Origin of the sequence: Neisseria sp. P0004.S004, from assembly GCF_051963335.1 — a bacterium.
In the GTDB taxonomy this organism is placed as follows: Bacteria; Pseudomonadota; Gammaproteobacteria; order Burkholderiales; family Neisseriaceae; genus Neisseria.
On the sequence record NZ_JBQCUK010000015.1, the window covers coordinates 20,521 to 33,785 of the forward strand.

Here is a 13,265-nt window from a genome sequence, read left to right on the forward strand (position 1 = left end):
TTGTACTGGAAAACCGATGTTTAGGCCGTCTGAAAAGTAGGGGCAAAAAAATCGCCCCTTTAAAATGTTAAGGGGCGCAAAAGGAACACAAACCACTACCAAAAACTGTTACAGGGCAAATTCTCCTATTTGATGTGTTGCCGGATAAAGTGCTTTCATCAAGTCATGTGGTGAAAGCGAGAAATCTTTGCTGTTTGTCGTCAGACGGCCTTGCTGCGGCGTCAGCTCAAGCAATCGGGCGTTTGCCGACTGGATAAATTTGTTTTTTGTGCGCTGCATTTTTCGTTGCAGAGCGGAAACAACGCGGTTGTACAGACTGTCTTTTTGTTTGACTTCGCGTGTACCAGCAACCCAGCTCAAGCGTGTATTGCCGTCTTCATCTTCAATCAGTAGGATGCCGGTTTCTGATTGGGGCAATTTGCCCATGCAAGGGAGCCAAACATAATATCGGCCATCTAAAGTAATGAATACTGCGTCGTGTACTTCGCATTCGTCGCAACACTTGGTGGCGATCAAAGAGCGGATGGCTTGTTGGTGCAGTCTCAGAATGTCAAGGGAGACTTGCTTAAAAATACTTTCGGGCATTTTCTTCTCCTTTCATTCTGTTGTGCGGTTGTTTTGTTTCGATGGGTTGTATTATACGGCGATTTTTTAAATTTGCAAATGATAATTGTTCCTATTATTTAATTTATACGTAAGATATTAATTATTAAAGAAATTAAATTTAAAAAATTTTGTAGAAATTGGGTTTTCTACTCGAAATTGGAGTAATAGCTGGCCAATAGATGAAAAAAGAATAAAGGCCGTCTGAAAAAATCCAGCTATAAAAGAGTATTTCAAAAGCAGCTAAAGTTTTGCTGACTATACATTTCAGACGGCCTTCAGTATGATTCAGGGCGTTTTGATAATTGTAGAAACCACCAACCATGAGCCAACGTCAGATTATCCTCGATACGGAGACCACGGGCCTTTATCCTGAAAACGGCGACCGTCTGGTCGAATTTGCCGGCTTGGAAATGATCAACCGCCAAATGACCGACTCCAACCTTCATTTATATGTCCACCCGGAACGCGATATGCCGGAGGAAGCGGCGAAGGTGCATGGTTTGACGATTGAAGTATTGGAAGCGAAGAATGCGCCGCCGTTTGCCCAAGTGGGTAAACAGATTGCCGACTTTATTCGTGGCGCAGAGCTGATTATCCATAACGCTAAGTTTGACGTCGGCTTCCTGAATATGGAATTCCGCCGCATGGGTTTGCCTTCTATTGAGGAACTGGGTTGTAGAGTCACCGACACGCTGGCCATGGCGCGTGAAATGTTTCCGGGGCAAAAGGCAAGCTTGGATGCCTTGTGTAACCGCTTTTCCGTTGACCGCAGCAAACGTGTCTTGCACGGCGCGTTAATCGACTGCGAGCTTTTGGGTGAAGTCTATCTTGCCATGACGCGTCAGCAGTTCGACCTGATGGGCGGCGAGGCGGAAGAAGAGGGCGAAGTCAAACCAACCGTTATTGCCGAAACCAAACGTACGTCGCAGTTGAAAGTCATCAAAGCCGATGCAGACGAGTTGGCCGCACATGAAAAATATTTGGACGATTTGGGCGAAGCGTGCGTATGGCGCAAGGCTGAAACACCGGATGAGGCCGATGCCGGAGCGTCAGCATGATGCGCCGCAATATCGCTTTGATTCCTGCTGCCGGTGTGGGAGCGCGATTTGGTGCAGGAAAACCAAAACAATATGTTGAAATCAATGGTAAAACCGTATTGCAACATACCATAGGAATTTTTGAGCAACACCCCCGCATAGATTTAATCGCCGTTATTCTTTCGCCGGAAGATTCGGTTTTTCAGACGGCCCTGTCTGAGAAAGTACGCGTCTTTCGAGTAGGCGGCGCAAGTCGTGCCGAAACGGTACGCAATGGTGTGTCCGTTTTATTGGAGCAAGGTTTGGCCGAGGCGCAAGATAATATTTTGGTTCATGATGCTGCGCGCTGTTGCCTGCCTGCTGAAGCGTTAACGCGTTTGCTTGATGAGGCAGGCGAGAATGATGAAGGCGGCATTCTGGCCATACCGGTGGCCGATACGCTTAAGCGCTCAGACGGCAGTCATCATATTGATGAAACCGTTGCACGCGCAGGATTATGGCAGGCGCAAACGCCGCAGCTTTTTCAGACGGCCTTGTTACACCGTGCTTTATCGGTTGATGATTTGAGTGAGATTACGGATGAAGCGTCAGCGGTTGAAAAACTGGGCATCCGGCCGCGCTTAGTGCAGGGCGATACACGCAATTTGAAATTGACGCTGCCGCAAGACGAATACATTGTCAGATTGTTGCTCAAGGCCGTCTGAACAATCAAAACCAATTATTTAAGGAAACAAACATGAATATCCGTGTCGGACAGGGCTACGATGTCCATCAGTTGGTCGAAGGCCGAGATTTGATACTCGGCGGCGTCAACATTCCGTTTGAAAAAGGCTTGCTGGGTCATTCAGATGCCGATGCGCTTTTGCATGCGATTACCGATGCCCTGTTGGGTGCGGCCGGTTTGGGCGATATAGGCAGTCATTTTCCTGATACTGCTGCCGAATTCAAAGATGCTGACAGCCGTGTGCTGTTGCGCGAGGCTTATCAAAGCGTACAGGCATTGGGTTGGAAGGTGGTTAATGTCGATACGACTGTGATTGCGCAAAAGCCAAAACTTGCGCCGCATATTCCGGCCATGCGCGCCAATATTGCCGCCGATTTGGACTTGTCTGAAAACTGCGTCAACATCAAAGGCAAAACCAACGAAAAACTTGGCTATCTGGGGCGTATGGAAGCCATCGAGGCGCAGGCAGCAGTATTGCTGATTAAAGCCTAAGGGCTTAAAATCGTTTCATCATTCAAACCGAAAGACTGACAACATGGCAACTCAAGACGAACTCAAACGCATTGCCGCTGAGAAAGCGGTGGAATTTGTTCCTGAAAACGAATACATCGGTATCGGTACCGGCTCTACCATTAACTTTTTTATCGAAGCTTTGGGTAAAAGCGGTAAGAAAATCAAGGGCGCCGTATCTACTTCCAAAAAATCCAGCGAGCTTTTGGCAAAATACGAAATTCCAGAAGTTTCACTGAATGATGTGATGGGTTTGGCGGTTTATGTTGACGGCGCAGACGAAGTCAACCACGCGCTGCAAATGATTAAAGGCGGCGGCGGTGCGCATTTGAATGAAAAAATCGTGGCCAGCGCATCGGATAAATTTGTCTGTATCGCCGATGAAAGCAAATATGTTTCCCGTTTGGGCAAATTCCCATTGCCGGTAGAAGTGGTTGAAAATGCCCGTTCGCTGGTGTCGCGCAAACTGCTTGCCATGGGCGGACAGCCTGAGTTGCGTGTCGGCTATACTACTTTCTATGGCAACCAAATCGTTGATGTTTACGGCCTCAATATCGATCAAGCCCTGAAAATGGAAGACGAAATCAATAAAATCACCGGCGTAGTTGAAAACGGTATTTTTGCCCGCGATGCCGCCGATGTGTTGGTTTTGGGTACGGTAGAAGGCGCAAAAGTCATCCTGCCTTGTCAGGATTAATGAAGATTAATTAATCTTAAAAGGCCGTCTGAAAGTACATCAGGTCTTTCAGACGGCCTTCAATTTGGCAAAATATGCAAATCAGTAAAATTATAAAATGGTTGCCCGTTGTTTTATCCATTTTGGGCGCGCTTGGTTATAGCTCACGCGATACCGAGTTGATTCGTAGCGGGGTAAGCGTTGCCGCAACATTGGCACAAAACGACAATATCGGTTTGGAAAAGGTCAATGAATGGCTGGGTGAAAATGTCATCAAAGCCACATCTGACACCAAAACCGAAGCTGAACCCAAGCAAGAACAAAAACAAAAACAAAAGTCATCGCAACAATCCTACACATACAACGGAAAAATCATCAAAATCCATGATGGCGATACCATGCACATTATCGATAGCGACGGACGGAAACACAAAATCCGCATGGCCTATATCGATGCGCCGGAAATCAATCAGGCTTATGGCACGCAATCACGAGACAATCTGATTGATGCCGCATTAAATAAAAAAGCCAAAGTACGCGTGTTTGAAAGCGACCGCTATCAGCGCGAAGTCGCCCAAGTATCAGTCGGCACGGTTGACTTGAATTTAATGCAGATACGGGATGGCGCCGCATGGCATTACGAAAGCTATGCCAAAAAACAACAAAGTAAAACCGCCTACACCGACTATTCGGCCGTACAAAAACAAGCCAAGGAAAAGCGTAAAGGCTTATGGAAAAAAGATAATCCGCAAGCGCCTTGGCAATTTCGTCGTCAAAACCACGAACAGCAGAACGGTAATAAAAAACAGTCTGATAAACAATGGTTCGGGATTTGGTAGGTTTTAAGAGAGGCCGTCTGAAAACTTTCAGACGGCCTTTAATCATTGAGGTTTAGTAATAAGATAAGAATGAGTGGCAGGTTTCTGATTAGAAGGTAAGAGAAATAAAAGTGTAATGTAATATTTTTAAGAAGGGCAGATATGAAAAAAGACACCGTTAGCTGGTGTCTTTAGTATCTGGCAGAGAGGAAGGGATTCGAACCCTCGATACGCTATTCACGTATACACGCTTTCCAGGCGTGCGACTTAAACCACTCATCCACCTCTCTGTGGACTATTATCCTGACTTATTATCAGAATAATGTGAAAACTTGACTGATTGATTTATCAGTGGTGCCCAGGAGAAGACTCGAACTTCCACACCCGTGAGGATACTAGCACCTGAAGCTAGCGCGTCTACCAATTCCGCCACCTGGGCAATTTAAATTTTCTTAAGCAAAGAAGCACCAAATCATTTGGTGCCCAGGAGAAGACTCGAACTTCCACGCCCGTGAGGACACTAGCACCTGAAGCTAGCGCGTCTACCAATTCCGCCACCTGGGCTTTGCTTTATTCTTCAATTTCAGGTAGAGTTGACTACCTGTACTGCGAAGAAGCAGCTATTATATATTTTAAAAAAAGAATGTCAACCATCAAAATGAACAAAAATACTAAATCTTTAAATTTACGAGAAAAAGACCCGTATTTAGAGCGGGAGAAACAACGTTACGCTCATCCGTTGCCCAGTCGTGAATGGGTCATTGAATTATTGGAACAAAAAGGTGTGCCGACAAAAATCGAAGCTTTGGCGCATGAATTGTCGATTGCAGAAGATGAATATGAATTCTTCGAACGCCGTCTGAAAGCGATGGCGCGCGATGGCCAGGTATTGATTAATCGACGTGGCGCGGTATGTGCGGCAGAAAAATTGGCATTGGTTAAATGCCGTGTCGAAGCGCATAAAGACGGTTTTGGTTTTGCCGTGCCGCTTACGCCGACAGGCGAGGGCGATTTCGTTTTGTATGAGCGTCAGATGCGCGGTGTGATGCACGGGGATATTGTTACCGTGCGCCCTGCCGGTATCGACCGCAGAGGCCGTCGCGAAGGTACGGTTTTAGATGTGGTGGAGCGTGCGCAGTCTAAAGTGGTCGGCCGTTTTTATATGGATCGCGGCGTGGCGATTTTGGAGGCGGAAGACAAACGCTTGAATCAAAGCATTGTTTTGGAACCTGAAAGCGTAGCGCACTTTAAACCGCAATCCGGTCAAGTCATTGTCGGTGAAATTGAGACTTACCCCGAGCAAAACCGCCCTGCCGTAGCGAAAATCATTGAAGTGTTGGGCGATTATGCCGACAGCGGTATGGAAATCGAAATCGCTGTGCGCAAGCACCATTTGCCTCATCAATTCAGCGAAGCGTGTGTCAAAGCTGCGAAGAAAATTCCCGATCATGTGCGTAAAACCGACTTGAAAGGGCGCGTGGACCTACGCGATTTTCCTTTGGTAACCATTGACGGTGAAACTGCGCGGGACTTTGACGATGCGGTTTTTGCCGAAAAAATCGGCCGCAATTACCGCTTGGTGGTGGCGATTGCCGATGTCAGTCATTATGTCCGCCCTGATGACGCTATCGACACGGACGCGCAGGAACGCAGTACCAGCGTGTATTTCCCGCGCCGTGTGATTCCGATGCTGCCGGAGAATTTGTCCAACGGCATCTGCTCGCTCAATCCTGATGTCGAACGCCTGTGTATGGTGTGCGATATGGTGATTACTTATGCCGGCAATATCAAGGAATACCGTTTCTATCCGGCAGTAATGCGTTCGCATGCGCGACTGACTTATAATCAAGTTTGGGATTGGATTTCAGACGGCCAGGATCATCCGTTTAAACCGCAAATCGATACTCTGTATAAATTATTCAAAATCTTGCAGAAAAAACGTTTCGAGCGTGGCGCGGTTGAATTTGAGAGCATTGAAACCCAGATGATTTTTGACGACAACGGTAAAATCGACAAGATTGTTCCCGTTGTCCGCAACGATGCGCACAAGCTGATTGAAGAATGTATGTTGGCGGCGAATGTTTGCGCGGCAGAGTTCTTGCTGAAAAACAAACATACTGCTTTGTTCCGCAATCACTTGGGCCCAACTCCCGAAAAACTGGCCACCTTACGCGAGCAGCTTGGTTTGCTGGGGCTGAGTTTGGGCGGCGGCGATAATCCGACGCCGAAAGACTATGCTGCGCTTGCCGAGCAATTTAAAAACCGTCCGGACGCGGAGCTGTTGCAAGTGATGATGTTGCGTTCTATGCAACAGGCGGTTTATGAGCCGCATTGCGACGGTCACTTTGGTTTGGCTTATGGTGCATATGCACACTTTACTTCGCCTATCCGCCGTTATCCGGATTTGACGGTGCATCGTGCCATCAAAGCTGTATTGAACGGGCAAACTTATCAACCCAATAAAACCTGGCAGGCTTTGGGCGTACATACCTCTTTCTGCGAGCGCCGAGCGGATGATGCCAGCCGCGATGTGGAAAATTGGCTGAAAACTTATTATATGCGCGACAAAGTCGGCGAAGTCTTCAGCGGCAAGATTTCGGGCATGACCAGCTTCGGTATTTTTGTAACTCTGGACGATATTCATATCGACGGCTTGGTTCACATCAGTGATTTGGGAGAGGATTATTTCAACTTCCGTCCTGAAATTATGGCGATTGAGGGCGAACGCAGCGGTGTTCGTTTCAATATGGGCGATACGGTTACTGTAAAAGTTGCGCGTGCCGATTTGGATACCAGCAAGATTGATTTGACCTTAATCAGCGGCGGTTCAGTCGGTAAGAAACGCGGCGGTAGAAAAGCAAAACCTGTGAGCAAGCCGACAGCTGCTGACAAACCTGTCGAAAAGCGTAAGCGTAAACTTTCAGCTAAAGAAATTGATGAAGCGTTGGCTGTTCCCGCGAAGGCAAAGAAGGGTAAGGTAAAAAGCAAACCTGCTTCCAAGCCTACTAAACCAAGCAAACCTAAAGCCGCAGGTAAGAAAAAAGCGCAGGCGAAAACAGCTTCCGTCAAAGCCGGGCGTAAAAATAACGCCCAAGGCAAAAGCGTGAAGATTAAAGTGAAGAAAGCTGCTAAGAAATAAGCGGCATTCAATTCAGGCCGTCTGAAAAGTTTCAGACGGCCTGAATTTGTGATTTCATGAATGAGAACAAGGATAAATAAGATGATAAAACTATACGGTATTCCCAATTGCGATACGGTTAAAAAAGCGCGCAGTTGGTTGACTGAAAACGGCATCAAGTTTGAGTTTGTAGATTTTAAGAAAAACGCCCCGACTGCCGATTTGATTGATGGCTGGCTGAATCAGGCGGCTTTGGAAATTTTGCTCAATAAAAGAGGCACGACTTGGCGCAAGCTGGATAAAGATGCGCAAGAATCTGCCACCACAAAAGAAGGTGCGATTGCTTTGATGGTGGAGAATCCCAGCATCATCAAGCGGCCTGTGTTGGTCAAAGAAGGGCAGGTTCATGTCGGATTTTCAGTAGAAGCGTATCAAGAAATTTTCGGATAAGGCATTTTTAGGGTTTTTAGGCCGTCTGAAAAAGCAAGCCTTGAAAAAATACGTTACAATACGCGCTTTGAGCCTGTTTTCAGGATTTTAAGATTTTTGCGGCAGCATTTTCCGGCTGCCGCGCCAAACTTTTCTTTCGGATAAATATGTTCCATATTGTTGAAAAATATAAAACACCCGCCCAGATTGTTTTAGGTATCATCGGTCTGACCTTTATCGGATTCGGTGCCAATAATTTGTCTTCGCCGGGTTCTGATTACATTGTCAAAGTCGGGGATGAGAAAGTCAGCGAACACGCTTTACAGATTGCGATACAAAACGAGCAGGCTGCCGGCAATAATGCGCCTTCGCGTGATGCGGTATTCCAATCGTTATTGCAACGTGCTTATCTGAAGCAAGGTGCCAAGCTGATGGGCATCGCTGTGTCTCAGGAACAAATCAAGCAAGTTATCGTGGATGATCCGAATTTCCATGATGCTTCCGGTAAATTCAGTCAGGATTTGCTCAAGAAATATTTGGATCAACGCAGGATGACCGAGGATCAGTTCGTTGAAGATATCCGTGAACAGTTCCAATTGCAAAATCTGTTGAATCTGGTGCAAAACGGCGCTTTGGTCAGCGATGCGCAAGCGCGTCAGTTGATTAACCTGACTCAAGCAACCCGTACCATCCGTTCATTTACGTTCAGCCCTGAAGCATTTACGGCACAAGTCAAAGTAGATGATGAGGCTTTGCAAAAATATTATGAAGCGCATAAGAAAGATTACTTGATTCCTCAAGCCGTTAAGCTGGAATATGTGGCTTTAAGCATCAAAGATTTGGCTGACAAGCAAACCGTTAGTGCGGAAGAAGTACAAAAAGCTTACGACAGCAAAAGCGTAGATTTGTCGCCAAGAGCCGAAATTGCGCATATTTTTATTCCGGTCATGCCTAACGGAGATGAAGCAAGCAATGCGGAAATTAAAGCCGAAGTGGACAAAATGGCTGCGGAGCTTAAAGCACATCCGGATTCGTTTGCCGAGCTGGCGGCCAAGTATTCTAAAGACTTGTCCAGTAGCAATAAAGGCGGCAACTTGGGCTACCTAAGTAAAAGCGGCGGCAGCGGCTTCGGGCCGGAATTTGATAAAGCGGCATTTGCATTGGGCAAAGGCGAGGTCAGCGATACCGTTAAATCGTCTTTGGGTTATCACGTCATTAAAGTTTTGAATGTCGAAGCTGAGCCGACTTTGGAACAAGCTAAAGCGCGTATCGAAGCAGCCTTGAAACTGAAAAAAGCAGCTTCTGCCTTTAATGCCGCTAAAGAAAAACTGGGTGAAGATACCTTCAATGATCCGTCTTCTCTGGCAAAAGCAGCCGCCAATTCAGGTTTGAAAGTAGAAAGCCTGGATGAATGGGTGACCAAAGCGGGTGCGAAGGAAGCCGGCTTGCCTGAAGCATTGATTAATGCCGCGTTTAGTGATGATGTACTGAAGAAAAAACACAATTCTGAAGTGATTGCCATCAACAACGATACCGTTTGGGTCATTCGTGCGAAAGAAGTGCGCGAAGAGAAAATCGCACCATTTGCGGAAGTCAAAGACACTGTCCGTGCAGCATATCAGCGCTCTGAAGCCGCTAAACTGGCAGAGAAAAAAGCCCAGGAAACTTTGGCTGCTTTGAAAGCTGGTAAAGCTGCCGATGTTCAATGGTCGCCTGTTTCTCAATTGAGTGCGCAAGATGCACGTAAAACCATGTCTCCGGAGGCTTATGCGGCTTTGTTGAAAGCGCGTCCTGTCGGCGGCAAACCTGCGTATACATTGTTGGAAGGTATGCCTGCGCCGGTGATTATGGAAGTTCAGAGTGTTTCTGCTCCTGAAAATGCCGATTCACAGATTCCGGCTGCCAAACAGGCTTTGGTTCAGCAGCTTTCTGCCAATGTTTTCGATGCCTTGCTCCAGTATTTGGATAAGAAAATCGATCGTACGCAAGGTGTACAACAAGTTAATAATGCTGCCGAATAAGCAGAATATTAGAGTAGGGCAGCCGGATGAATTCCGGCTGTTTTCTTATTTTTAGCCATCTTTTTAAAGGCCGTCTGAAATCATGAGTAAAAATCCTGATGCCTTTGTCCGCTTGATTAATGCATTAAAAATTCTGCCCAATGTCGGCCCGAAATCCGCACAACGCATGGCTTACCAGCTTTTACAGTACAAACGCGAAGAAGCGCAGGAATTGGTGGATGCTTTGCAGTTTGCTTTGAGGCAGGTGCAGCATTGTCGGATGTGCAACACATTTTGCGAAGGCGATTTGTGTGAAATTTGCGCAGACGAAAAACGCGATAAAAGCCGTTTGATGATTGTGCATATTCCGGCGGACGTCTCCAGCATGGAGGCGGCCAATTGCCATGATGGCCTGTATTTTGTTTTGATGGGGCAAGTCAGCCCGGCGCAAGGCATGGATATTTCGGCAGTCGCATTAGATAAGCTGGTGGCCCGTTTGCAGGCGAGTGATATTGAGGAAATTATCATTGCAACCAACTTCACAGCCGAAGGCGATGCGACAGCGTATGTATTGGCGGAATTGTTTAAAAATCTTCCTTATAAAGTCAGCCGGTTGGCAAGGGGAATTCCTTTGGGCGGCGAGATGGAATATGTGGATGCCGGTACTTTGGCTCAGGCTGTTTATGATAGAAGAAACATCCAATCTTAAATGCCAATATAAAAAGGCCGTCTGAAAGTCTTTCAGACGGCCGTTTCATTGATGAAATCAGATTATTTGCAGCTCACGCCTTGAATTTGAGGCGTATCGCCGTTGCCGACTTTGAATGCGCATTTGGTTGCGCTGCTGCCGGATACGGTAACAACACCGTTTCCGCTGTTGAGGCTGACAGGTTCTTTTACGCCCATGCCGACAGCAGTGGCTGCCAGTTTTTGAACATCGGCGTCGGAGTAAGCGGTATTGTTTGAACTGATTTTGATTTCTTTGGCGGCATATGCATTGAAGCTGAATGACAAACCTACAGCTACGGATACGAGGGCCAAGAATTTTTTGCTGTTCATTAGTGTATTTCCTTTTTGATGGTGACAAAACGAGTCACAGCTTCAGAATAAGGGCGATTGGGTGATTGTGCAAGTTTTTCGGCAGAATTTACGGTAAGATACATGGTTTTACATACACTATATCCCTGAATGCCACATCAGTCGGGCAATCGGACGACCTGTCGGTTTTACGGTACAATAAGCCTTTTTTGACAAACGAATGAGGCATTTTTGAATGGCTTCTTTAGAAACTTGGATAGGCCTGCGCTATTTGCGTGCGAAAAAACGCAACGGCTTTATGTCATTTATTACCATGATTTCAATCGCCGGTATCGCCTTGGGCGTAACGGCGCTGATTGTGGTGTTATCGGTAATGAACGGATTTCAAAAAGAGATACGCGGTCAATTGTTGAACGTCGCACCTCATGCGGAAATCGGCTATTACGATGTCGGCAGTGCGCCGGGTTGGCAGAATTTGCGCGAATTTGTAAAAGGCAAAAAGGAAGTATTGGCCAGCGCGCCTTATGTTTCCGATCAAGCTTTGCTTGCCAATGCCGGCGAAGTGCGCGGTGTGCAGATACGCGGTATCTTGCCGTCTGAAGAAAAAAATGTCGTTGATTACGGCAAGGATATGCCGGCCGGCAGTTTTGACGATTTGAAGCCGGGCGAATTTGATATTATTTTAGGCCAAGGGCTGGCTGAGGCATTGGGTACGGAGCTTGGCGGCAAGGTTACAGTGATTACGCCTGAGGGTAATGTTACTCCTGCCGGCGTGGTGCCGCGCTTGAAGCAGTTTAATGTGGTCGGTGTGGTAAAAACTGGTGTTTATGAAGTCGATAACACATTGGCCATGACGCATATCAAGGATGCGCAAGTCTTGTATCGACTGGGGGAAAATGTCGGTGGGCTGCGTTTGCGATTGGCTGATCCGCAGAATGCGCCGTCTTTTATTGCTAAGTTGATTCCAGATGCTAAAAAAGATGAAGTATGGGTGCGCGACTGGACGTTTAACAACCGCAGCTATTTTGAAGCCGTTGAGTTGGAAAAACGCATGATGTTCATCATTTTGACGCTGATTATCGCGGTTGCTGCGTTTAACCTCGTCTCTTCCTTAGTAATGGCAGTAACGGAAAAACAAGCCGATATTGCGATTTTGCGCACGTTGGGTTTGTCCCCAGGCGGCGTCATGAAGATTTTCCTGGTGCAGGGTGCTTTCGCGGGGTTCTTCGGTACGCTTGTGGGCGTAGTATGCGGTGTATTGCTGGGTTGGAATGTCGGCAAGATTGTCGCGTTTTTTGAAGACCTGTTTGGCGTACATTTGATTAACTCACAGGTTTATTTCATCGATTACCTGCCTAGCGATGTAAACTTGAAAGATGTCGCCGTTATTGCCTGCATTTCGCTTGGCTTGGCATTTATCGCCACACTGTATCCGAGCTGGCGTGCTGCGAAAACCCAACCTGCGGAGGCTTTGCGTTATGAGTAAGACAATCTTGAAATGTATCGGCGTTGGCAAAAGCTATAATGACGGCGCATTGAATGTACAAGTGTTGAATCATTTAGATTTTGAAGTTGCCGAAGCGGAAAGCGTGAGTATCATCGGTTCGTCAGGCAGCGGTAAATCTACGTTGTTGCACCTTCTTGGTGGCTTGGATATGCCGTCTGAAGGCAAGGTAATACTGATGGATCAGGATTTGGGCGGCTTGAGCCAAAAACAATTAGGCGAATTGCGCAACCGTTATTTGGGCTTTGTGTATCAGTTCCATCATCTATTGCCTGAGTTTTCTGCGTTGGAAAATGTCATGATGCCGCTTTTAATCGGCAAAATGCCCAAGGCGATGGCTGAGGAGAAGGCTGTCAAGATGCTGAAGAAGGTTGGCTTGGACAAGCGTATGCTGCACCGTCCGAGCGAACTTTCCGGCGGTGAGCGTCAGCGTGCGGCGATTGCACGTGCTTTGGTTAATGAGCCGAAATGCCTGTTGGCAGATGAACCGACGGGGAACCTTGACCGTAAAAATGCGCAAAATGTGCTGGACATGATGCTGGATTTGAAACGCGAATTGAACACCAGCCTGATTGTGGTGACCCATGATGACGAGCTTGCTGAGCGTTTCGATCGGGTAATGACCATGAAAGACGGTAGCCTGCAAGTGCTGCAATAAGGTTATTATTTCAGGCAAATATTTTATGCTTTGAACGGTATAATAGAGGCCGTCTGAAAAATAGGTTTTCATTTGGGGCTGACGTAGATTAGCCCTAAATTCCACACCAATCCCGCAGAATTTTTAGTTGCCGGGACGGTGTGCCGA

Annotated in this window: 13 protein-coding genes and 3 tRNA genes; 11 read left to right on the forward strand and 5 right to left on the reverse strand. The window is 47.0% G+C overall.

From position 1 onward, the window contains the following. Positions 1 to 108 precede the first annotated feature (108 nt). On the reverse strand, positions 109 to 585 hold the full coding sequence (locus ACTHRY_RS10810; RefSeq protein WP_049322833.1) for a hypothetical protein: 477 nt from the start codon (positions 583 to 585) through the stop codon (positions 109 to 111). A 341-nt stretch (positions 586 to 926) separates the two neighbouring features. Here ACTHRY_RS10810 and dnaQ point away from each other — a divergent pair, with 341 nt between their 5' ends. From dnaQ to ACTHRY_RS10835, 5 genes are all read left to right on the forward strand, one after another. Then, positions 927 to 1,664: a DNA polymerase III subunit epsilon gene (gene dnaQ / locus ACTHRY_RS10815; protein ID WP_049322832.1), complete on the forward strand. Its 738-nt coding sequence runs from the start codon at positions 927 to 929 to the stop codon at positions 1,662 to 1,664. Next, on the forward strand, positions 1,661 to 2,347 hold the full coding sequence (gene ispD / locus ACTHRY_RS10820) for a 2-C-methyl-D-erythritol 4-phosphate cytidylyltransferase (RefSeq protein WP_049322831.1): 687 nt from the start codon (positions 1,661 to 1,663) through the stop codon (positions 2,345 to 2,347). The genes dnaQ and ispD overlap by 4 nt, the downstream gene beginning before the upstream one ends. A gap of 32 nt (positions 2,348 to 2,379) precedes the next feature. Next, complete coding sequence (ispF, locus tag ACTHRY_RS10825) at positions 2,380 to 2,859, forward strand: 2-C-methyl-D-erythritol 2,4-cyclodiphosphate synthase (protein ID WP_049322830.1); 480 nt, start codon at positions 2,380 to 2,382, stop codon at positions 2,857 to 2,859. Between the two features lie 43 nt (positions 2,860 to 2,902). Continuing rightward, positions 2,903 to 3,574, forward strand: coding sequence for a ribose-5-phosphate isomerase RpiA (rpiA, locus tag ACTHRY_RS10830; protein WP_049322829.1), 672 nt, complete (start codon positions 2,903 to 2,905; stop codon positions 3,572 to 3,574). 74 nt (positions 3,575 to 3,648) lie between these two features. Next, positions 3,649 to 4,392, forward strand: a complete 744-nt coding sequence (locus ACTHRY_RS10835) for a thermonuclease family protein (RefSeq protein ID WP_049322828.1) — start codon at positions 3,649 to 3,651, stop codon at positions 4,390 to 4,392. 178 nt (positions 4,393 to 4,570) lie between these two features. On the opposite strand, the gene ACTHRY_RS10840 is transcribed toward ACTHRY_RS10835, so the two are convergent. The 3 genes from ACTHRY_RS10840 to ACTHRY_RS10850 all read right to left on the reverse strand — a co-directional run bounded on the left by ACTHRY_RS10840 (position 4,571) and on the right by ACTHRY_RS10850 (position 4,935). Further along, positions 4,571 to 4,661 (reverse strand) — tRNA-Ser (locus ACTHRY_RS10840). 62 nt (positions 4,662 to 4,723) lie between these two features. After that, a tRNA-Leu gene (locus ACTHRY_RS10845) sits at positions 4,724 to 4,810 on the reverse strand. Positions 4,811 to 4,848: 38 nt separating this feature from the next. Beyond that, positions 4,849 to 4,935: transfer RNA gene (locus tag ACTHRY_RS10850), tRNA-Leu, on the reverse strand. Between the two features lie 79 nt (positions 4,936 to 5,014). On the opposite strand from ACTHRY_RS10850, the gene rnr reads away from it, so the two are divergent. The 4 genes from rnr to recR all read left to right on the forward strand — a co-directional run bounded on the left by rnr (position 5,015) and on the right by recR (position 10,627). Continuing rightward, positions 5,015 to 7,510 (forward strand): ribonuclease R, encoded by a 2,496-nt coding sequence (rnr, locus tag ACTHRY_RS10855; RefSeq protein ID WP_049322826.1) that lies wholly within the window; start codon positions 5,015 to 5,017, stop codon positions 7,508 to 7,510. A gap of 81 nt (positions 7,511 to 7,591) precedes the next feature. Next, a complete protein-coding gene (locus ACTHRY_RS10860) occupies positions 7,592 to 7,939 on the forward strand; it encodes an ArsC family reductase (RefSeq protein WP_049322825.1) in 348 nt (115 codons plus the stop codon). A gap of 146 nt (positions 7,940 to 8,085) precedes the next feature. Continuing rightward, on the forward strand, positions 8,086 to 9,939 hold the full coding sequence (locus tag ACTHRY_RS10865; protein ID WP_049322824.1) for a SurA N-terminal domain-containing protein: 1,854 nt from the start codon (positions 8,086 to 8,088) through the stop codon (positions 9,937 to 9,939). Positions 9,940 to 10,021: 82 nt separating this feature from the next. Next, positions 10,022 to 10,627, forward strand: coding sequence for a recombination mediator RecR (recR, locus tag ACTHRY_RS10870; protein WP_049322823.1), 606 nt, complete (start codon positions 10,022 to 10,024; stop codon positions 10,625 to 10,627). A 62-nt stretch (positions 10,628 to 10,689) separates the two neighbouring features. Here recR and ACTHRY_RS10875 read toward each other — a convergent pair whose 3' ends face one another. Next, complete coding sequence (locus ACTHRY_RS10875) at positions 10,690 to 10,977, reverse strand: hypothetical protein (RefSeq protein WP_003683377.1); 288 nt, start codon at positions 10,975 to 10,977, stop codon at positions 10,690 to 10,692. A 214-nt stretch (positions 10,978 to 11,191) separates the two neighbouring features. Between ACTHRY_RS10875 and ACTHRY_RS10880 the strand changes: the two genes are divergently transcribed. Then, a complete protein-coding gene (locus ACTHRY_RS10880) occupies positions 11,192 to 12,442 on the forward strand; it encodes a lipoprotein-releasing ABC transporter permease subunit (protein ID WP_003746931.1) in 1,251 nt (416 codons plus the stop codon). Further along, entirely contained in the window at positions 12,435 to 13,118 is a 684-nt protein-coding gene (gene lolD / locus ACTHRY_RS10885; RefSeq protein ID WP_003679081.1) for a lipoprotein-releasing ABC transporter ATP-binding protein LolD, read from the forward strand. Before ACTHRY_RS10880 ends, lolD begins: the two co-directional genes overlap by 8 nt. Positions 13,119 to 13,265 lie beyond the last annotated feature (147 nt).